The sequence below is a fragment of the Nesterenkonia sandarakina genome (genome assembly GCF_014138825.1).
GTDB lineage: Bacteria > Actinomycetota > Actinomycetes > Actinomycetales > Micrococcaceae > Nesterenkonia > Nesterenkonia sandarakina.
On record NZ_JACJIH010000001.1, the window covers coordinates 2,308,710 to 2,328,118 of the forward strand.

The window sequence follows — 19,409 nt, forward strand, 5'->3', positions numbered from 1 at the left end:
AGCAGCACACACCCCGATCACAAGGAGCACCATGTCTCACGCCCGCATCATCGTCGACCGTGACTTCACCATCGCCGATGTCTCCCCGCGACTCTTCGGCTCCTTCGTGGAGCATATGGGCCGCTGCGTCTATACGGGGATCTATGAGCCCGGCCACCCGGAGGCCGATGACCAGGGGTTCCGCAAGGACGTGATGGCCCTGGCCAAGGAGCTCGGCGCCACCGTGGTGCGCTACCCCGGGGGAAACTTCGTCTCGGGCTATAACTGGGAGGACGGGGTCGGCCCGCGTGAGGACCGCCCGGTGCGCATCGACGGCGCCTGGCACACCATCGAGACCAACGCCTTCGGGCTGCATGAGTTCGTGGAATGGGCCAGGCGCGCGGACATGGAGGTGATGGAGGCGATCAACCTCGGCACCCGGGGCGTGGACGAGGCGCGGGCGCTGGTGGAGTACGCCAACCACCCCTCCGGCACCTACTGGTCCGACCTGCGCCGCGAGCATGCCGCCGCCGCGGGCACGAGCGGGGAGCCCTTCGGGATCAAGCTCTGGTGCCTGGGCAACGAGCTCGACGGCCCGTGGCAGATCGGGCACAAGACCGCGGAGGAGTACGGCCGCCTCGCCCAGGAGGCCGCGAAGGCGATGAAGCTGGTGGACCCTAACATCGAACTCGTCGCCGTGGGCTCCTCGGGCAAGCAGATGCCCACCTTCGGCACCTGGGAGCAGACCGTGCTCACCCACACCTACGACGAGGTCGACTACATCTCGATGCACGCCTACTACCAGGAGCACGACGGCGACGCCGCCTCGTTCCTGGCCGAGGCGGTGAACATGGACGGCTTCATCGACGGAGTGGTCGCGACCATCGACGCGGTCAAGGCGGCGGGCAAGCACACCAAACAGATCGACATCTCCTTCGACGAATGGAACGTCTGGTACCAGCAGGGCCTGGAGACCGAGGACCAGCCGGACCAGGTGGCCAAGGAGTGGAAGAGCCACCCGCGGCTGATCGAAGACCGATACTCGGTCACGGATGCCGTCGTCGTCGGCACCCTGATGCACTCGCTGCTGCGCCACGGCGACCGGGTGCGGATCGCCAACCAGGCGCAGCTGGTCAACGTGATCGCCCCGATCCGGTCGGAGGAGAACGGACCTGCCTGGCGGCAGACCATCTTCTGGCCCTTCGCGCGGATCGCGGAGCTAGCGACCGGAGAGATCCTGCGGCTGGTGGTCGATGCCGACCAGCAGCCCACCGCCCGGCACGGCGACGTCGACGTGATCGACGCGGCCGCCACCTACGACGCCGAGACCGGGGTGCTGAGCCTGTTCATCGCAAACCGCGGGCTCGAGGAGGCCGCCGACGTGACCCTGGACCTGCGCGGCTTCACCGCCAGCGAGGTGCTGCGCGCGGAGGTGCTGACCATCCCCGAGGGCGGCGACCGGCACACTGCCAATGACCTGCAGAGCCAGGAAGCGGTGGGGCTGGTGCCGCTGGAGGGCGTCCGGCTCGGGGACTCCGGGCAGAGCAGCGCCGTGACCATGAGCCTGCCGGCACTGTCCTGGGCGGTCGTGCAGGTGAAGGTGGCCTGACCGAAAAGGTGGGTTTATCGCGGGTTCAGTGGCATCGTGAGAGCTGGGGGCGGGACCGGATGCGCCGCATCGGGTCCCGCCCCCACTTCTCGAAGCGACCGGTCTAGGAGCATCACATGGTTCAGCGTCAACTGCCCAAGCCGCGCGACATCGCGCCGCTGATGAAGTTCAAGAAGTTCGACTTCAACGCCTCCCGTCGCCGGCTCGATGCGGCGCTGACCATCGAGGACCTGCACAAGATCGCGAAGCGGCGCACCCCGAAGGCGGCGTTCGATTACACCGACGGCGCCGCGGAGGGCGAGTTCTCACTGACCCGTGCCCGGGAGGCGTTCCAGGACATCGAGTTCAACCCCTCGATCCTGCGTGATGTCTCCGAAGTGGACACCTCGTGTGAGATCTTCGGCGGGCGCTCCGCGCTGCCCTTCGGGATCGCCCCGACCGGGTTCACCCGGCTGATGCAGACCGAGGGCGAGATCGCCGGGGCGACCGCAGCCGGGGCTGCGGGGATCCCGTTCACCCTCTCCACGCTGGGCACCACCTCCATCGAGGCGGTGAAGGAGGCGAACCCGCACGGGCGCAACTGGTTCCAGCTCTATGTGATGAAGGACCGTGAGATCTCCTATGCGCTCACCGAGCGCGCCGGGAAGGCCGGGTTCGACACCTTGTTCTTCACCGTGGACACCCCGGTGGCTGGGGCACGGCTGCGGGATAAGCGCAATGGGTTCTCGATCCCGCCGCAGCTGAGCCTGGGCACCGTGCTCAACGCGATCCCACGGCCCTGGTGGTGGTATGACTTCCTGACCACCCCGCCGCTGGAGTTCGCCTCGCTCTCCTCCACCGGCGGCACCGTGGGGGAGCTGCTGGACAAGGCGATGGACCCCTCGATCAGCTTTGAGGACCTGAAGATCATCCGGGAGCTGTTCCCCGGCAAGCTGGTGGTCAAAGGAGTGCAGAACGTCGAAGACGCGAAGAAGCTTGCCAGCCTCGGGGTGGACGGGATCGTGCTCTCCAACCACGGCGGCCGGCAGCTGGACCGCGCCCCGGTGCCGTTCCATCTGCTGCCCGAGGTGGTCCGCGAGGTGGGCGAGGACCTCGAGGTGACCATCGACACCGGGATCATGAACGGCGCGGACATCGTGGCCTCGATCGCCCTGGGCGCGAAGTTCACCCTGATCGGGCGGGCGTATCTCTACGGTCTGATGGCTGGCGGCCGGGCCGGGGTGGACCGGACCATCGAGATCCTCGCCGATCAGGTCCAGCGCACCATGAAGCTGCTGGAGGTCCCGAACCTCGCCGAGCTTGGGCCCAAGCACGTGACCCAGCTGGAACGGCTCGTCCCCCGCGCCCGCTGAGGCCCCACCCCTCCTGGCTGGTTGAGTTATCCGGCGGTGACGTTCCGACCGGATAACTCAACCAGCCAGGAAAAGGGAGAGGTCAGCGCTGGGACGCGCGGTACCCGGCCGAGCGCGCGGCGGACTCGGTGGCGAAGCAGTACTCCGGATTGGTCCGGTCGTAGTACTGCCCGCTGGGCATGTGGTAGATCCGCGAGCTGGCGTTGCCCTTGATTGGATAGTCCTTCGGGCAGTTCCAGGAGGACGATGTGTGCTTGACACTCGTCGGTCGCTTCGCCGGAGCTGCCTTCTGCACCGTCGCGGTCGAGGCCGAGGTGCGGGTCAGCGTGGTGTGCCCGGACTTCCTGCCGGTCACCACCACGGAGATCCGCTTGCCCGTGTGCGCGCTGGCCACCTTATAGGTCCGGCTGGTCGCGCCCTTGATCGAGGTGCCGTTGGCGCGCCACTGATAGGAGAACGAGGTCGAGGACGTCCAGGTCCCGACGCTGGCCGAGAGGGTCTTCCCCGCGGTCGCCGAGCCGGTGATCTTCGGGGTGGAGGACCGCGCCACCTTCAGCGTGGCCTTCGAGGTGCGGGTGACCGTGCTGTAGCCGGAGCGCTTCCCCGTCACCTGCACGGTGATCCGTTTGCCCTGCTGTGCGGTGCTCGGGGTGAAGGTGCTGCGCGTGGCACCGCTGATCGCCTTGCCGTCGGCGTACCACCGGTAGCTGCGAGCGGTCCCGCTGGTCCAGGTGCCCGGCTTCGCGGTGAGCTTCGTGCCCACCGCGGCCGCTCCGGAGATCGTCGGGGTGGGCGCGCGAAGCGTCTTCAGTGCAGTCCTGCTCATTTCCGGCACCACAGGCGTTGCAGCGGGCGCGGCCGCGGACACCGTCGACGACGCCGGGGCCCCGCTCAGCGGGAGATCCGCCGGCGCGGAGGCACTGAGTGCAGAGTGGCTGAGTGCAGAGTGGCTGAGCGGCGCCGTCGTCAGCTCTGGCGGCGGCGCTGAAGCCCCGATCAGAGTGGCGGCCAATACGGTGGTGGTCAGGACCGAGGTGAAGGTCCGCCAATGCTGGGAGGCTCCCATGGCATTCGTCTCCAGTGTGAGGCGTCCGCTGCGCGGGACGGGGCGGTAGCAGGATCCACTCCTGAACAGAGTGATCATATAGTCAGACAAGCGAATCTCCACCGGTCACAGCGTGCCAACTTTTCCTGGCTGGTTGAGTTCTCCGGTGGGCACGTCGGAACCGGAGAACTCAACCAGCCAGGAGGGGTGGGGTGGACGGGGCTCGGGGTGAGGTGTCGTGGGGCTTCACGACCCTGCCAGGAGCCGGGTTTCATGCGACCATGGAAAAGGTCTGTTTCTCCATACATCTCGAGAGTGAGGCGGGAGCACCGCATGGTGAATGCACCCCTGCACATCATCACCCTGGTCAAATGGGTCCCGGACGCCCAGCTGGAGCGCCGGTACAACGCCGAGGCGCGCATCGACCGCTCCGAAGGCGTGCTCAGCGAACTCGACGAATACCCCCTGGAAGCCGCGCTGCAGCTGCGCGAGGCGGCGCAGGACCGAGAAGTCCGGGTCACCGCGCTGACCATGGGCCCCGCCGGCTCCAGCACGGCGGTGAAGAAGGCCCTGCAGATCGGGGCCGACGACGGCTACCAGCTCACCGACGACGCCCTGATCGGCGCCGATATCTGGGCCACCTCGGTGGCGCTGAAGGCCGCGGTCGAGGCCGTTGCAGGGGCCGCCGAATTCGAGTCCGGCGAACCGGAGTACCTGGTGCTCACCGGTATGGCCTCTGAAGAGGGCGAGTCCGGCGCGGTCCCCGCCCAGCTCGCCGAGCGTCTCGGCGCCCACGTGGTCACCTACGCCACCGGGCTCGAGCTGGAGCCGGAACGCCTGATCGTCACCCGTTCCGGAGGCACCGAGTCGCAGAAGGTCGCGGTGCGCATGCCCGCCGTCGTCTCGGTCACCGATCAGGCCAACGACCCGCGCTACCCCAACTTCAAGGCCATCATGGCCGCGAAGAAGAAGCCGCTGACCCGGTTCAGCCTTGCCGACCTCGGGCTGCGCGCCGAAGAGGTCACCGCGAAGGTCCGGGTGCTGAGCACCCAGGCCCGCCCCGCGCGCACCGCGGGAGAGATCATCACCGATGAAGGGGACGCCGGTCTGAAGATCGTCGAGTTCCTGGCGAAGGAGCGTCTGCTGTGAGCAATGTCCTGGTCTTCTTCGATGTCCTCGGCGAGACGCTGAGCTCCACCCAGCGCGAGCTGATCGCGCAGGCCCAGTCACTGGGAGAGGTCCACATCGCCATCGGCGCCTACCAGGGTGACCCCACCCCGGCGCTGGCGATCAGCGGCGTCGGCGAGGTCTACCTGGCCGAGGCCAGCCTGCCCGCCCCCGAGGTTGCCGTGGTGGACCTGCTAGAGACCGCGGTGGCCGAATGCGGAGCCGAGGTCATCCTGGGCTCCTCCACGGCGGACGTCACCGACGCCCTGGCCCGGCTGGCGGTCCGGCTGGACACCGGGATCATCTGCAGCATCGCAGCGCTGACCGGGGAGCTGGTCGCCACGAAATCTGAGCTGGCCGGCTCCTACACGACGGTCTCGCAGCTCGCTCCGGACCTGACTCGCCCGCTGATCGCGACGTTCAGGCCCAACAGCCTGGACCCGCAGCGGGTGGACGCGCTGCTCGACGCCGGAACCCAGCCCGACGGCACCGTGCTGCCGGTGCGTCCTTCCCAGGGCGGTGTGGAGGTCCTCCACCGCGAGGCGCTGAAGGTCTCGGCCCGTCCCGCCCTGGCGGAGGCGCGCGTCGTCGTCGCCGGGGGCCGCGGCGTCGACGGGGACTTCACGCCGCTGGAGGAGCTCGCCGACGAACTCGGCGCCGGACTGGGCGCCTCCCGCGCGGCCACCGACGCCGGCTGGATCGAACACGCCGCTCAGGTGGGCCAGACCGGGGTGACGGTCTCCCCGCAGCTCTACATCTCCGCGGGGATCTCCGGGGCGGTCCAGCAGCGTTCCGGCATGCAGACCGCCGGCACCATCGTGGCGATCAACAAGGACGAAGACGCCCCGGTCTTCGAGATCGCCGACTTCGGCGTCGTGGGGGACCTGCACGAGGTCATCCCGCAGATGACCGAGGAGCTGCGACGGCGCAAGGGATGACCCCGCGCGTCTGAACCGCTCCACCCCCGGGCTCGCCCCCCGCATCGGCCCCCGGCACCGGGCGTCGACACCCGCACCGGGCTCGCTCATCAGGACCGGGTACCCGCACCAGCCCCGGCTCGCCCACCACGCTCGGAGAAGATCCATGTCCCACCTCGCCTCAGACCGCTTCGGGCTTGGCCCCGCCCTGATGTTCTGCCCGGCAAGCCGTCCCGAGCTCTTCGGCAAGGCCGCCGAGGCCGCCGACGCGGTGATCATCGACCTCGAGGACGCCGTGGTCTCCGGGGCCAAGGAGATCGCCCGGGACAACGCGGTGCAGGCGTTGAACGCGGGGGAGGAGTCCCTTGATCCCGCGCGCACCCTGGTGCGGGTCAACGCCCCGGGCTCTGGGGAGCTCGAGGATGACCTGCGTGCCCTCGCCGGCACCGAGATCCGCTACGTGGTGGTCTCCAAGGCCGAGCGCACCGAGGTCCTGGACCGGGTGGCGGCCGCGCTGCCCGGCGTCGGCCTGATCCCGCAGATCGAGACGCCGGTCGGGGTGCTCAATGACCTCGCGCTGGCCCAGCACCGGGCGACCGTGGCGCTGTTGTGGGGCACCGAGGACCTGATCGCCGGCATCGGCGGCACCACCTCGCGCACCAGCGACGGTTCGCAGCGGGAGATCATCCGCTTCACCCGCAACCGGCTGCTGCTCACCGCCGGCGCCGTGGGGGTGCCGATCATCGACGCGGTCTTCACCCGGGTCCCGGATCTGCAGCGCCTGGCGGTGGAGACCGAGGACGCCTGCGCCTCCGGCTTCATCGGCAAGGCCTGCATCCACCCGAAGCAGATCGCCCCGATCCGGCAGGCCTATACCCCCACGGCCACGGATCTGGAATGGGCCAAGGGGGTCATCGCCGCCTTCGAGAACACAGCGGGACTGGCTCCCGGCGCCGGACATCGCGCCGACCCGGAGCTCTCCGGGGCCTTCAGCTTCCGCGGTGAGATGATTGACATGCCGGTGATCATCCAGGTCCAGCGGATCCTGACCCGCTTCGAGTCCATCGGCAGGGTCGTCTGAGCCGCGCCTGGCGCGCCGCAGCACAGCCCCCCCCCACCGCCTGAACCCCCCCCCCGCACGAACCGCGACCACCTGAACCCCCACCGCCTGAAAGGTCACCCGCCTACGATGTTTGCCGGTTTCTACGACGAGATCCACGAGGAGTTCCGCGAGGTGGTGTGCGAGTTCGTCGCCCGCGAGGTCACCCCGCACTACCCGGGGTGGGAATCTGCGCACATGATCGAGCGCTCGATGTGGCTCGCGGCAGCAGAGAACGGCCTGCTCGGGCTCGCGGTTCAGGAGGAGCACGGCGGCATGGGGCTCGGGGACTACCGGTTCCGGATGATCCTGGACGAGGAGCTCGCCCGCGCCGGCGCGCTCGCGGTCTCCCTCGCGCTGCATCTGCACGATGACTGGGTGCTCCCGGCGCTGCTGAAGTTCGGCACCCCGGAGCAGCAGACTGCCTGGCTTCCGCGGTTCATGGACGGCTCCTTCGTCTCCTCGGTGGCGTTCACCGAGCCCGGCGCCGGGTCAGACCTGCGCGCCGTGCGCACCAAAGCGGTGAAGAACGACGACGGCGGCTGGACCCTCGACGGGCAGAAGACCTTCATCGGCAACGGCATCTCCGGCGACGGGGCCCTGGTGCTGGCGCGCACCGACGGCTCCGATGTCCGTCAGCGCGGCGCCGAGGACTCCTTCAGCCTGTTCCTGGTCGAGAAGCAGGACAACCCGGGATACCAGCCGGGACGCCAGCTGGAGAAGATGGGGTTCACGGCCTCTGACACCGCCGAGCTGTTCTTCGCCGGGGTGCAGATCCCTGCCGCCAACCTGATCGGCGAGGCGGGCCGGGGCTTGGAATACGCCAAGGCGATCCTGCCGCAGGGCCGGCTCGGCATCGCCACCTCAGCCGCGGCGATCACCGCCGAGGTGCTGCGCCAGACGCGCGACTATGTCGCCCAGCGGGAGACCTTCGGGCAGCTGGTGAGCGAGCACCAGAACACCCGGTTCCAGCTCGCGGAGCTGCAGGTGGGACTTGAGGCGACCGAGCGCTACGTCGCGGCTGCCGTGGCGGGGTTCAACGCCGGTGAGCTGGACCTGGTCGGCGCCTCGAAGGCGAAGCTCTGGGCCAGCGAGCAGGCCAAGTCCTCGGTGGACGCCTGCCTGCAGCTGCACGGCGGCTACGGCTATATCCTGGACTATCCGGTGGCCCAGGCCTACCTCGCGGTGCGTCTGCTCACCATCTTCGGCGGCACCAGCGAGATCCTGAAGGAGACCATCGCCGCGGAGCTGCGGTGATCCCCTCCACCAGCCTCAGCCCAGGGTCCGGGTCATGAACACGCTGTTGGGATCCGGGCGGTAGCTGCCGAAGGGCGGGCATTCGGTGAACCCGTGCCGGAGGTAGAGCCGACGCGCGGCCGCGAAGTAGTCCTCCACCCCGGTCTCCAGGCTCAGCCGGGTGCAGCCACGGGCACTGGCCACGCTGATCAGGTGCTCCAGCATGGCGCTGGCCACACCCTGACCGCGCGCCGCCTTCGAGGTGCGCATGGCCTTGATCTCCACGTGCCGGGGCTCCAGCTCCTTGAGCGCGGCGCAGCCGGCCAGCGCCTCCTCGGGTTCGGACCAGGCGCTGAAGAACGTCATCCCGGGTCCGCCGAGCCCCTGCAGGTCCAGGGCGTGGATGCTCTCCGGCGGGGAGGTCTCGTGCATGTCCCGCAGATGCTCGGTGATCAGCTCCCGCACGGCAGGATGATCCAGGGTCCCCTCGGTGATGCGCATGCTCGATATTCTGCCACCGGTGGCCTCACGGACTAGTCTGACGTTCGTTCCATGCGCAGGTCGGCGTCTGGGGCCTGGAGCACAGCAGCAGAACGGAATCGAATGAGCACAGCAGCGCCCACCACCGCACAACGCCGCCGGGGCTCCACCCTGATCTATCTCTTCGGCGCCCTGGGCGGGCTGAACTGGGGTTATGACACCGGGGTGATCTCCGCGGCGCTGGTGTACCTGCGCCGTGACTTCGAGCTCAGCAGCTGGGCGGAGGGCGCCATCGTCACCGGCCTGATGATCGGCGCCGCGATCGGCGCCTGCCTGGGTGGACGGCTCTCCGATCGCTACGGCCGCCGGGCGGTGCTGTTGGTCACCGCGGCCCTGTTCCTGATCGCCCCACTGGGCATGGCCTTCGCCCCGAACCCCGAGGTGCTCTTCGCCGCCCGGCTGGTGGTCGGGCTGGGCACCGGCCTGGCCGCCGTCGTGCTCCCGGTGTATCTCTCCGAGATCGCCCCGGCGCGGATCCGTGGCCGGGTCACCGCCTCCTACGTGTTGGCCATCGTGATCGGGCAGTTCCTCGGGTTCGTGGTCGGGGTGGCGTTCGCCCCGGTGGAGTCCTGGCGCTGGATGCTGGGGCTCTCGGTGATCCCCTCGGTGCTCTTCGCGCTGGGCCTGACCGTGGTGCGCGAGACTCCGCGCTGGCTGGTCCACCGCGGCCGGGAGGCCGAGGCGGAGCAGATGCTGCTGCGCGACCGGACCCCCGAGGAGGCCCGCCGGGAGCTCGGCGAGATCCATGAGGTCCATGAGGCGGAGCAGCGCGACGGCGTCTCGGGCCTGCGCGCGCTGCGGCGTCCCTGGGTGCTCTCGATCCTTGGGGTGGGCTTCGGGCTGGGCGTCTATCAGCAGGTGATGGGCATCAACGCGGTGCTCTACTACGCGCCGACCACGCTGCAGAACGTCGGCTTCTCCGACGAGGGTGCGATCGGTTCAAACCTGATCATCGGGGCGCTGAACATCGTCGCGGTCTGGATCGCGATCAGCTACACCGACCGTTGGGGACGGCGTCCGATGTTGCTGGTCGGGGCGCTGGGCACCTCGCTGGCGCTGGCGGTGCTCGCCGCGGTGAACCTGCTCATGCCCGCCCCGGACGGGCTCGGCGCACTGGGCATCGCCACCCTGGCCTGCCTGGCGGTGTTCATCTTCATGTTCCAGGTCAGCTGGGGCGCTCTGGTCTGGGTGGTGCTCGGTGAGATCTTCCCGCTGGGTGTCCGCGCGGCCGCGATGGGGGTGGTCACCACCGCGCATTGGCTGGCCAACGGGCTGGTCTCGCTGCTGTTCCCCACGGCGCTGGCGGCCTTCGGGGTGGGTTGGATCTTCGCTGGGTTCTCCCTGATCTGCTTCACCGCCTTCGTCTTCACCTTCAAGAAGGTCCCGGAGACCAAGGAGCGCACACTGGAGCAGATCGAGACCGCGTTCCGCCGGGCGGGATGATCACGCCTGCCGCCCGGTGCTGACCGAGCGTCAGACGGCAGCCCCTTGACATACTGCGTGGTCTACATCACATAATGGCGCTCGGACAGCTGTCCGAAACTTGCGCCCAGTCGTGGTGCCCGCCGTCCTGACTCCGCCGCTGCGCGGGAGGAGCGACATCTATGCCCATGAGCTTCAGCCATCAGACGCTGGGCCAGCAGGTCCATTTCGGCGTCGGGAACCTCACCAGAGACGTCCGGAGTGAGGTGACGCGTCACCAGGCCCAGCAGATTCTGCTGATCGCCTCCGGCAGCGCCGTCGCTGCCGCGGATGAGCTGCATGCCACGCTGCGGATCGCGCACCGGATCGACGGCGCACGCCAGCATGTTCCCGTGGAGGACGTGGAGTCCGCCTGCGACGCCGCGACCCAGGTCCAGGCCGACCTGATCCTCTGCGTGGGCGGAGGCTCCGCCATCGGGCTGGGCAAAGCCGTTGCCCTGAAGACCCGCGCTCCGATCATCGCGGTGCCCACGACCTACGCCGGGTCCGAGGCGACGAACGTCTGGGGCGTCACCGAGGCCGGCGCCAAGGCCACCGGCACCGACGACGTCGTGCTGCCTGCCGGGGTGGTCTACGACGCCGAGCTGGTCCGTGATCTCCCTGATGAGCTGGCCAGCGCCTCCGGCATGAACGCGCTGGCGCACTGCATCGATTCGCTCTGGGGCCCGCGGGCCGATCCGCTCAACGCTCTGCTCGCCGGTGAGGCCATGGGTGCCCTGCGTCGCGGAATGAGCCCGCTCGCCGCGGGGCCAGGTAGACCAGGAAACCCAGGTGGATCAGGGAACTCAGGTGGATCAGCGGGCCCAGGGACCTCAGGGGCCGCCGATTCCCCCGGCGCCGAGCTGCAGGCCCGTCAACAGCTGCAGTACGGGGCCTACCTCGCCGCCACGGCCTTCGCCTCGGCCGGCTCCGGGCTGCACCACAAGATCTGCCACATGCTGGGTGGATCCTTCGGGCTGCCCCATGCCCAGACCCACGCCGTGCTGCTGCCCCATGTGCTCGCCTTCAACCTGCCTCAGGCGCCTGCGGCCGGGGAGCGCATTGCGCAGGCCCTCGACGCCGCAGACGCGCTGACCGGCCTGGAGCGGCTGCGCACCCAGATCGGTGCCCCGCGTGCGCTGCGGGACCACGGGCTCAAGGAGGCCGACCTGGACCGTGCCGCGGGCCTGATCCTGGAGGTCGTCCCGGCGAGCAATCCCCGGAAGATGACCAGCACCGATGCGGCCGAGCTGATCCGGGCGGCATTCTCCGGAGCGGATGCCTCCGCGTTGGAGCGTCCCGTCCGGCACCTGGAAGGCAGCAGGTCACCCTAGTCCCCAGAACGCAGCAGTCACTTCCACAGAAGGGCACCACCATGACGTATCTGCTCGGCTCCCACCATGTGACGCTCTCCGTCGGCAAGGCCCGGGAGGACGTCGACTTCCACACCAAGGTCCTGGGGATGCGCTTCATCAAGAAGACCGTGCTCTACGACGGCTCGATCCCGATCTATCACCTGTATTACTCCAACGCCCACGGCGATCCCTCCGCGGTGGTCACCACCTTCCCTTGGGCCCAGCAGGGACGGTTCGGCACGCGCGGCACCAATCAGGCCCGCGAGGTGATGCTCGCGGTGCCGGCGGACTCACTGGACTTCTGGGCGCAGCGCCTGAGCTCCATGCAGATCGATCACGGGCAGTCCGAGCTCTTCGGTGAACGGCGGCTGGAGTTCAACCACCCCTGCGGTCTGGAATACGTGCTGGTGGGGGTGCACGGTGACCGACGAGTCGGGCATCCCGGACACGGGGTGCCCCCGGAGCACGCGGTGCACGGGATCTACGGCATGGGCATCCACGTCTATGACCAGGACCGGATGGTGGACTTCGCCAAGGACGTGTTCTTCCTCGGCGGGGAGATCTCCGAGGCCGGCGACGTCGCCCGGTTCAAGGTCGGCTCCGATGACTTCGGCAACTGGGTCCAGCTCCGCGGCAACCGCACCGATGACCAGGGGACCTGGCGATTCGCCGCCGGCACCTACCACCACTTCGCCTGGAACTTCGACACCCTGGAGAACCAGGAGGCCTCCAAGTTCCAGATCGAGGGCGCCGGCTACACCGACATCTCGGAGCTGAAGGACCGCACCTACTTCAAGTCCCACTACGTGCGCACCCCCGGAGGGGCACTCTTCGAGCTGGCGGTCACCCATGCCGACGGCGGCTGGGACTGCGATGAGTCCCCCGAGGAGCTGGGCCGGAAGTTCATGCTGCCGCCGCAGTTCGAGCACGAGCGCGAGCACATCATGTCCCAGCTCGAGCCGCTGCGCGTGGACGACTGATCCGCCGTGCTGACCCATCACCAGATGGACCTCGTGCACCACGGCGCCAAGCCCGAGCAGGCGCGGCTGGTGGTGTACGGGGTCCATGGTCGCACCCAGAGCCCGCAGTTCTTCATCGACCTCGCGCAGCGTATCGGCGTGGAGGGCATCTGCTGGTGGCTGCCCAGCGCCGCGGGGCACTCCTGGTATCCGGGGAAGTTCATGGAACCGTTCGAGTCAAACCAGCCTCAGCTTGGCCAGGCGCTTGCGGTGGTCGAGGATCAGCTCTGGAAGCTGCTTGCCACCCGCGAGGACGACGGCGCCCCGGTGGTCGTCTTCGGGTTCTCCCAGGGAGCCTGCCTGCTCGCCGAGTACCTGCTCACGGTCCAGCCGGCGGTGGACGGGGCGCTGCTGCACACCGGTGGGTACCTGGGTCCGCGACCACGCAGCTTCGATGCGGCCTCCAAGCCCGGGCTCAGCGGGCGCGCCATCGAGCTCTTCTGCGCCGATGAGGACCCCTGGGTGCCGCTGCACCGGGTGAAGGACACCGCCGCGGCGTTCGAGGGACTCGCCGCGGTCACCACGCTGAGCGTCTACCGCGACGAGGAGCACCACATCACCGAGGACGCCGTGGCCCGGATCCGCGAATACCTCAGGCGTCACGCCCGGGGCTGAACGGGCTGATCCAGCCCGGGACTCCTGCTGCCGGAGAAGAGCTCTCGACTCAGGCGAGTGGGGGCTCAGCGCAGCTCGTGGGCCAGACGCTGGATCGCCGCCGGGCCGACCAGATCCCCGGAGAGCATCGGAAGGGTGTCCACCGCCACTCCGGGGAGCAGCTCGGAGAGTGAGTCCAGATGGCGCTGCTCCTGCTCCCGCCGCTGGGCCAGGTATTCCCCGGCGTCGCGGGGGGTGAGCCGGTTGACCACCAGGCCGCCGACGTCGACCCCTGACTCGCGCAGCTGCGCGCAGAGCTCCACGGATTCCAGCACCGGGAGTCGTTCGGGGGTCAGCACGACCACGAAGCTGCAGGTCTTGGGGTTGCTGAGCACCTCGCGCAGCATCTCGAACCGTGCCTTGCGGCGGGTCAGCACCTGCCGGATCCGCTGATCCCGGTTGCTCGGAGCGTTCGACGCCGGGTCATCGTCGCCGTCGAGCACCCGCACCGCCGCACCGAAGCGTTCTGCCTTGCTGCGCCGGGTCAGCAGTCCAGACATCCAGGTGGACATGATCTCCGGCAGGGCCATGAGCCGGGCCGTATGACCCGAGGGGGCGGTGTCGAAGACGATCAGATCATGTGCGTCGAGCCCGTATTCGATCAGCACGGCGATGCGTTCCAAGATGGCCGACTCATGGGTGCCGGGGGAGTGCGCGGAGAGCTTCAGATGCGCGGCGACCTGCGGGTGGAGGTGTTCCGGCATGAAGTCGCGCAGCGTGGCGCCGACCTCCGCCAGGTGCTCGTCGATGGTGCGCTGCGGGTCGATCTCCACCCCGCGCAGCACCCCGCCGGTGGTGTCGTTGCGGTAGAGCTCCACCGGCTCATCACCTACGCGCTGGTCCCACAGGTGGCCCAGATTATGCGCCGGGTCGGTAGAGACCAGCAGCACGCGTCGCCCGGAGGCGGCCTGGTGCAGCGCCGCTGCAGAGGCGGTGGCCGTCTTGCCGACCCCGCCCTTGCCGCCGAGGAAGAGCACGCGACGTCGTTGAATCAGCTCCAGCAGCATGTACCGAGTCCTTTCAGCAACAGCTGAGTCCATCCATCGGGGAGTGTTCCAACCCTTGGCGGGTGTGCCATTCATGCATCCGGTCCAGCATCTCGGGCAGCAGCTCCAGGGTCATCCCCGAGGCGGGGTTCGGCAGGCCCAGCGCCTCGGAGAGCACCAGCATCATGAACAGGTCCTCTTCATCGCGCTTGGCGCGGGCGAAGACCCGCCGGTACGGGGCGACGTAGAACTCGTGGAGCCCGGCGTTGAACCGCTTCCACAGGCTGGCCGGCTCCTCGGCTCGGGGTTGATGGCCAGCTGCATGTGCCACGGCCCTTCCCCTTCCTCCGAGAGATCCTGCTCACTGGTGTGAGGCACCTCATGCTACGCCAGAGCAGCGCCCCAGGGTCGGATGACTGGTGCCGCAGGCAGCGGGGAAACCCTTGACGAGCGAGTGCCGGCGGGCGACACTTGCCCAACGGACACTCGTCCGCTGAATGAAAGGTGATCATGGACATCGGTCTGCTGCTGTTGCGCCTGGTGCTGGCGCTGATCCTCTTCACCCACGCCAGCCAGAAGCTCGCCGGATGGTTCGGGGGCAACGGGCTGCGCCGTCAGGGGGAGATCTTCGCCTCCCTGGGGCTGCGACCGGGCCGCGGAATGGTGCTCGCTGCGGGACTCTCCGAGCTGCTCGCCGGCACACTGCTGCTCCTGGGTCTGCTCACACCGATCGGGGCGCTGCTCGCGGCCGGGACCATGATGGTGGCGGGTATCACCATGCAGCTGAACTCCGGGGCATTCTGGAACATCGCCGGGGGCGGGGAGTATCCCTATGTGCTCGCGGCCGCCGCCGCCGTGCTGGGCTTCACCGGGGCGGGGGCCTATGCCGTGGATGCGCAGATCTCCGGTGAGCTCTGGAGCACGCTGATCCAGGCGCCGGCCACCTGGGTGGGGATCCTGATCCTCGTTGCGGCTGGGATCGCCGCAGTGCCCTTCGCGCTGCTGGTTCGCCGCGCCGGGGTCACCGGCTGAGGACCGCCGCGACTCGCAGCGCAGGAGAAGGGGGCTGCGCTCGCGGGGGCTGTGCTCCCCTCGCAGCGCAGCTCCCGTACATCGGGCGCACCACGAGTGCCGGGATCAAGTCCAGGCACTCGGCCCGCTCACGCCTCGGGGCCGCGCCCCTGGGCGGTATGGGTCTTCTCGGTGCGGTACTCGGTGTAGGTGTACGGGTTGTCCAGGATCTTGGTCTCCGGAACCTCCGGGCTCATCCCGGCCTCCCACTCTGCCTGTCCCAGCTCCGCGGCGATGTGTTCCACGGTCGCCTCCACGGTGCGCCGCACCTTGGCCAGGTCCACATCCACCAGCTTGTGCGCATGCTTCACGATCCGCCCGTTGACCATCACGGTGTGCACGTCCCCGCGCTGGGCCTGGAACACCACGTGGCCGTGCGGGTTCAGGATCGGGAACATCGCCGGGGAGTCATCGTTCTTGATCAGCACGATGTCGGCCTTCTTGCCGACCTCCAGGGAGCCGATGGAGTCTTCCATCCCGAGTGCCTCTGCGCCGCCATGGGTGGCCCAGCCGACCACCTGGTCGGCGCGCAGGCCCAGGTTGGTGCAGGTCTCCCCGGTGGCGTGGTGCTCGAAATGCTCGCGCGCCCGGTCGGAGCTGAGCGTGGAACGCATGGCGGCGAACGGATCTGCGCTCCACCAGACCGAGGTGTCCACCGAGAGGGAGACCGGGATCCCGTGCTTGCGCAGCTGCCAGGAGGAGGGGTAGCCCTGCCCGCAGCTGGATTCAGACTCCGCCGAGACCGAGGCGGCGCCCCCGGTGGCGGCGATGCGCTGGTAGGAGTCCTGGTTCAGGGTGGCCGCGTGGACATAGACCGTCTTCTCATCCATGAATCCGTGTTCGTGCATGAGCCGGATGCCGTCGTCGTTGGTCGCACCCCAGACGCCGGCGTGGGTGGTGACGCCCACGCCCAGCTCCCGGGCGACCTCGAAGGCCTTCTTCTCCGGGAACTCCGGGTCACCGGTGACGTCGAAGGCCATCTGGAATCCGAGCATGTCATCGCCGAGCTGGCCTCCGGAGCGGGGGATCCGACGTTCCACGAAGTCGCGGAACTCGGGTGAGGCGGACCATTCCCAGGGCCCGGCGTGGATGTTGCCATAGGCGAAGACGAAGCGCCCGGCGACCTCTTGGAGTGCGTCCACCGCGGCATCGGCGTGGTCCACGGTGGAGAGCCCGTGGGACCAGTCCACCGAGGTGGTGACCCCGGAGTCGATGGCCTCCACGGCGGAGAGCAGATTCCCGGCATAGATGTCCTCGGGTCGGAACTTCTTGCCGTGCTCCAAGTAGTTCCAGACGAAGTACTGGGTGAGCGTCCAGTCGGCGCCGTAGCCGCGCATGGCGGTCTGCCACATGTGCCGGTGGGTGTCGATGAAGCCGGGGGTGATCATCCCGCCTTCGGCGTCGATCACCCGGGCATGTTCGGGTGCCTCGAGGTCCGGGCCGATGGCCGCGATGGTGTCACCCAGCACCAGGACGTCGCCCCGGGTCAAGACGCTGTGCTGCTTGTCCATGGTCAGCACGATCCCGTTCTTGAACAGGACGGGCGCGCCGGTGCCGTTGGATGCGGCTTCAGAACTCATATCAGCCTCCGTTGAAGTTCTCTGTGATGGTGCTCACGATAGCGGCCGTTCGCACAGTGGACAAGGGTCCGTTTACCTCGCGAAGTCGGTCTCAGGGATCCAGTCTAGGGACTCTGGTCCAGGTGATCCCGGGGTTGACGGCCGCATGCAGCCGGTGTGAAACTGATCACGATACATGCGGACGAGTGTCCGTATGACGACACGTCCGGGCGTGGCGGGACCTGTGTGGGACTCGCAGAAGGAGGACTCCGAGATGAGCCAGCACCATCAAGACCAGACCAGCGCCGGAGGTGCGCAGCCCGAACAGACCGGCGGCGGGCTGCCGCTGGAGGGCATCCTGATCGCGGACTTCTCCCGGGTGCTCGCCGGCCCCTACGCCACCATGCTGCTGGGAGACCTCGGAGCCGAGGTGATCAAGGTCGAGAACGCCGGGGGAGACGATACTCGCACCTGGGTCCCGCCCCGCCGTCCGGACGGGGTCTCCACCTACTACGCGGCGATCAACCGGAACAAGAAGTCGATCGTGCTGGACTTCAAGGACGCCGAGGACCTGGCCGCCGCCCAGGCGCTCGCGCAGCGCGCCGACGTGGTGATCGAGAACTTCAAGCCCGGCGGACTCAAGAAGTTCGGACTCGACTACGACGCCGTCGCGCAGTCCAACCCGCAGGTCATCTACTCCTCGATCACCGGCTTCGGCACCGAGGGGGAGGGCGCGAAGTACCCCGGCTATGACCTGATCGTCCAGGCGATGTCGGGGCTGATGAGCCTCACCGGCTCCCCGGACGGCCCGCCCTACCGCGCCGGGATCAGCGTGTTCGACGTGATGGCCGGGCTGCATTCGACCATCGGCATCCTCGCCGCGCTGCGCCAGCGCGATCGCACCGGCGACGGCACCCATATCGAGGCGTCCCTGATGGCCTCGGCCATGTCCGGCCTGGTGAACCAGACCCACGCCTATGTGGGCGGGGGCACCACCCCGATGCGGATGGGCAACGCCCACCCCTCGCTCTACCCCTATGAGGCCATGCCCACCGCCGACGACGACGTGATCATCGCCGCCGGGAACAACACTCAGTTCAGCAGGCTCTGCACGGTGCTGGGAATCCCGGAGATCGCCCAGGATGAGCGCTTCGCCGAGGTCGGAGACCGCACCGACCGCCGTGACGAGCTGCGCCCGATCCTGGAGGCGGAGCTGGCCAAGCACACCGCCCAGGAGCTCTTCGAGAAGCTCAACGAGGTCGGGGTGCCCTGCGGGCCGATCAACACCATCAAACAGGGGGTGGAATACGCCGAGGCGCTGGGGTTGAAGCCGGTGGTCCAGGTGGGCAGCGGGGAGTCCGCAGTGCCCGGGGTCCGGCATCCGCTGAGCTTCAACACCATGACTCCGCGCTATGAGCTGGCCCCGCCGCAGCTGGGCGAGCACACCGAGGAGATCAAGGCCTGGCTGAAGCAGCCGGCTCCCACGCGAAGCGGGCAGCACCCCGCCGAGAGGACCCACTGATGAGCACCGCAGCGCACGAGGGACAGACGCCGAGCTACCCCACCTCGCTGGGGACCTCCACCACCGAGGAGATCAGCCTGATGGGCCAGTCCCTCTCCGAGGACCTGATGGGTAAGGTCGGGTTCGCCGAGCTGGCCTTCTGGATGACCGCCACTCGCCGGCCCACCCCCGGTGAGCTGCGCACCTTCGAGGCGGTGCTGGTCGCACTGGCCGATCATGGCTTCACCCCCACCGCGATCGCGGCCCGGCTGACCTACCTCTCTGCCCCGGAGTCCATCCAGGGCGCCATCGCCGCCGGCCTGCTCGGCGGGGGCTCTCGCTTCCTCGGGGTCACCGAGGACACCGGGAGGTTCCTGCACCAGGTGCTTCAGGCCGACGACGGCGAGCGCAGCAGCGAGGCGGACTACGACGCCCTGGCGCGGGAGGCGATCACCCGGGCGCGGGCCGCGAAGCAGATCGTTCCCGGTCTGGGCCATCCGGTGCACAAGCAAGGGGACCCGCGGACCCCGCGGCTGATCCAGATCGCCGAGGAGGGCGGCACCCGCGGGGAGCATCTGCGCCTGTTCGAGGCCATGGGCCGGGTCAGTGAAGAGGTGCTGGGCAAGAAGCTGCCGCTCAACGGCGCCGGGGTCTGCGGAGCAGCCCTGGCCGACCTGGGCCTCCCGGTGGACTTCCTGCGCGGCTTCGCCCTGCTCGCCCGCACCGCCGGGCTGCTGGGACAGATCGCGGAGGAGCGGCGGAACCCGATCGCCAATGACATCTATATGCACGTGGACCGGAATGCGAGGTTCGTCCCGCTGAGCAGCGAGGACGCCGGTGAGTCGAAGGAGATCTGAGC

At 68.7% G+C, this 19,409-nt stretch carries 18 protein-coding genes; 13 read left to right on the plus strand and 5 right to left on the minus strand.

Features of this window, described 5'->3' with window-relative positions:
* The first annotated feature begins 31 nt into the window (after positions 1-31).
* Positions 32-1,588, plus strand: coding sequence for an arabinosylfuranosidase ArfA (arfA, locus tag HNR24_RS10460; RefSeq protein ID WP_058887855.1), 1,557 nt, complete (start codon positions 32-34; stop codon positions 1,586-1,588).
* A 116-nt stretch (positions 1,589-1,704) separates the two neighbouring features.
* The gene (locus tag HNR24_RS10465) at positions 1,705-2,940 is read left to right on the plus strand and encodes an alpha-hydroxy acid oxidase (protein WP_058887854.1); all 1,236 of its coding nucleotides are present in this window, start codon (positions 1,705-1,707) and stop codon (positions 2,938-2,940) included.
* 82 nt (positions 2,941-3,022) lie between these two features.
* Here HNR24_RS10465 and HNR24_RS10470 read toward each other — a convergent pair whose 3' ends face one another.
* On the minus strand, positions 3,023-3,766 hold the full coding sequence (locus HNR24_RS10470) for a sunset domain-containing protein (protein WP_182495721.1): 744 nt from the start codon (positions 3,764-3,766) through the stop codon (positions 3,023-3,025).
* Between the two features lie 552 nt (positions 3,767-4,318).
* On the opposite strand from HNR24_RS10470, the gene HNR24_RS10475 reads away from it, so the two are divergent.
* From HNR24_RS10475 to HNR24_RS10490, 4 genes are all read left to right on the plus strand, one after another.
* Positions 4,319-5,134: an electron transfer flavoprotein subunit beta/FixA family protein gene (locus tag HNR24_RS10475; RefSeq protein ID WP_259392438.1), complete on the plus strand. Its 816-nt coding sequence runs from the start codon at positions 4,319-4,321 to the stop codon at positions 5,132-5,134.
* A complete protein-coding gene (locus tag HNR24_RS10480) occupies positions 5,131-6,090 on the plus strand; it encodes an electron transfer flavoprotein subunit alpha/FixB family protein (protein ID WP_182495722.1) in 960 nt (319 codons plus the stop codon). The genes HNR24_RS10475 and HNR24_RS10480 overlap by 4 nt, the downstream gene beginning before the upstream one ends.
* A gap of 145 nt (positions 6,091-6,235) precedes the next feature.
* Complete coding sequence (locus HNR24_RS10485) at positions 6,236-7,150, plus strand: HpcH/HpaI aldolase/citrate lyase family protein (protein WP_182495723.1); 915 nt, start codon at positions 6,236-6,238, stop codon at positions 7,148-7,150.
* Between the two features lie 108 nt (positions 7,151-7,258).
* The gene (locus HNR24_RS10490; protein WP_182495724.1) at positions 7,259-8,425 is read left to right on the plus strand and encodes an acyl-CoA dehydrogenase family protein; all 1,167 of its coding nucleotides are present in this window, start codon (positions 7,259-7,261) and stop codon (positions 8,423-8,425) included.
* A 15-nt stretch (positions 8,426-8,440) separates the two neighbouring features.
* Here HNR24_RS10490 and HNR24_RS10495 read toward each other — a convergent pair whose 3' ends face one another.
* A complete protein-coding gene (locus HNR24_RS10495) occupies positions 8,441-8,905 on the minus strand; it encodes a GNAT family N-acetyltransferase (protein WP_058887848.1) in 465 nt (154 codons plus the stop codon).
* A 102-nt stretch (positions 8,906-9,007) separates the two neighbouring features.
* On the opposite strand from HNR24_RS10495, the gene HNR24_RS10500 reads away from it, so the two are divergent.
* The 4 genes from HNR24_RS10500 to HNR24_RS10515 all read left to right on the plus strand — a co-directional run bounded on the left by HNR24_RS10500 (position 9,008) and on the right by HNR24_RS10515 (position 13,394).
* A complete protein-coding gene (locus HNR24_RS10500; protein ID WP_058887847.1) occupies positions 9,008-10,387 on the plus strand; it encodes a sugar porter family MFS transporter in 1,380 nt (459 codons plus the stop codon).
* Between the two features lie 167 nt (positions 10,388-10,554).
* Entirely contained in the window at positions 10,555-11,739 is a 1,185-nt protein-coding gene (locus HNR24_RS10505) for a maleylacetate reductase (protein ID WP_058888140.1), read from the plus strand.
* A gap of 41 nt (positions 11,740-11,780) precedes the next feature.
* On the plus strand, positions 11,781-12,740 hold the full coding sequence (locus tag HNR24_RS10510; RefSeq protein WP_182495725.1) for a VOC family protein: 960 nt from the start codon (positions 11,781-11,783) through the stop codon (positions 12,738-12,740).
* 6 nt (positions 12,741-12,746) lie between these two features.
* Positions 12,747-13,394, plus strand: a complete 648-nt coding sequence (locus HNR24_RS10515) for an alpha/beta hydrolase (protein WP_058887845.1) — start codon at positions 12,747-12,749, stop codon at positions 13,392-13,394.
* Between the two features lie 65 nt (positions 13,395-13,459).
* Here HNR24_RS10515 and HNR24_RS10520 read toward each other — a convergent pair whose 3' ends face one another.
* Entirely contained in the window at positions 13,460-14,440 is a 981-nt protein-coding gene (locus HNR24_RS10520; protein ID WP_058887844.1) for an ArsA family ATPase, read from the minus strand.
* Between the two features lie 13 nt (positions 14,441-14,453).
* Positions 14,454-14,750, minus strand: coding sequence for a cory-CC-star protein (locus HNR24_RS10525; RefSeq protein ID WP_375139276.1), 297 nt, complete (start codon positions 14,748-14,750; stop codon positions 14,454-14,456).
* Between the two features lie 179 nt (positions 14,751-14,929).
* Between HNR24_RS10525 and HNR24_RS10530 the strand changes: the two genes are divergently transcribed.
* A complete protein-coding gene (locus HNR24_RS10530; RefSeq protein WP_182495726.1) occupies positions 14,930-15,451 on the plus strand; it encodes a DoxX family membrane protein in 522 nt (173 codons plus the stop codon).
* A gap of 128 nt (positions 15,452-15,579) precedes the next feature.
* Here the strand turns inward: HNR24_RS10530 and HNR24_RS10535 are convergent, their stop codons facing one another.
* Positions 15,580-17,070, minus strand: a complete 1,491-nt coding sequence (locus HNR24_RS10535; RefSeq protein WP_058887842.1) for an amidohydrolase family protein — start codon at positions 17,068-17,070, stop codon at positions 15,580-15,582.
* A gap of 253 nt (positions 17,071-17,323) precedes the next feature.
* On the opposite strand from HNR24_RS10535, the gene HNR24_RS10540 reads away from it, so the two are divergent.
* Both HNR24_RS10540 and HNR24_RS10545 read left to right on the plus strand, forming a co-directional pair.
* A complete protein-coding gene (locus HNR24_RS10540; protein ID WP_083504704.1) occupies positions 17,324-18,571 on the plus strand; it encodes a CaiB/BaiF CoA transferase family protein in 1,248 nt (415 codons plus the stop codon).
* A complete protein-coding gene (locus HNR24_RS10545; protein WP_058887841.1) occupies positions 18,571-19,407 on the plus strand; it encodes a citryl-CoA lyase in 837 nt (278 codons plus the stop codon). Before HNR24_RS10540 ends, HNR24_RS10545 begins: the two co-directional genes overlap by 1 nt.
* The last annotated feature ends 2 nt before the right edge of the window (positions 19,408-19,409 follow it).

Excerpts from the sequence above, each read along its gene's own strand:
- arfA (WP_058887855.1), top strand. The coding sequence starts at position 32 with ATGTCTCACGCCCGCATCATCGTCGACCGTGACTTCACCATCGCCGAT.
- HNR24_RS10465 (WP_058887854.1), top strand. The coding sequence starts at position 1,705 with ATGGTTCAGCGTCAACTGCCCAAGCCGCGCGACATCGCGCCGCTGATG.
- HNR24_RS10470 (WP_182495721.1), bottom strand. The coding sequence starts at position 3,766 with ATGAGCAGGACTGCACTGAAGACGCTTCGCGCGCCCACCCCGACGATC.
- HNR24_RS10475 (WP_259392438.1), top strand. The coding sequence starts at position 4,319 with ATGGTGAATGCACCCCTGCACATCATCACCCTGGTCAAATGGGTCCCG.
- HNR24_RS10485 (WP_182495723.1), top strand. The coding sequence starts at position 6,236 with ATGTCCCACCTCGCCTCAGACCGCTTCGGGCTTGGCCCCGCCCTGATG.
- HNR24_RS10490 (WP_182495724.1), top strand. The coding sequence starts at position 7,259 with ATGTTTGCCGGTTTCTACGACGAGATCCACGAGGAGTTCCGCGAGGTG.
- HNR24_RS10495 (WP_058887848.1), bottom strand. The coding sequence starts at position 8,905 with ATGCGCATCACCGAGGGGACCCTGGATCATCCTGCCGTGCGGGAGCTG.
- HNR24_RS10500 (WP_058887847.1), top strand. The coding sequence starts at position 9,008 with ATGAGCACAGCAGCGCCCACCACCGCACAACGCCGCCGGGGCTCCACC.
- HNR24_RS10505 (WP_058888140.1), top strand. The coding sequence starts at position 10,555 with ATGAGCTTCAGCCATCAGACGCTGGGCCAGCAGGTCCATTTCGGCGTC.
- HNR24_RS10510 (WP_182495725.1), top strand. The coding sequence starts at position 11,781 with ATGACGTATCTGCTCGGCTCCCACCATGTGACGCTCTCCGTCGGCAAG.
- HNR24_RS10520 (WP_058887844.1), bottom strand. The coding sequence starts at position 14,440 with ATGCTGCTGGAGCTGATTCAACGACGTCGCGTGCTCTTCCTCGGCGGC.
- HNR24_RS10530 (WP_182495726.1), top strand. The coding sequence starts at position 14,930 with ATGGACATCGGTCTGCTGCTGTTGCGCCTGGTGCTGGCGCTGATCCTC.
- HNR24_RS10535 (WP_058887842.1), bottom strand. The coding sequence starts at position 17,070 with ATGAGTTCTGAAGCCGCATCCAACGGCACCGGCGCGCCCGTCCTGTTC.
- HNR24_RS10540 (WP_083504704.1), top strand. The coding sequence starts at position 17,324 with ATGAGCCAGCACCATCAAGACCAGACCAGCGCCGGAGGTGCGCAGCCC.
- HNR24_RS10545 (WP_058887841.1), top strand. The coding sequence starts at position 18,571 with ATGAGCACCGCAGCGCACGAGGGACAGACGCCGAGCTACCCCACCTCG.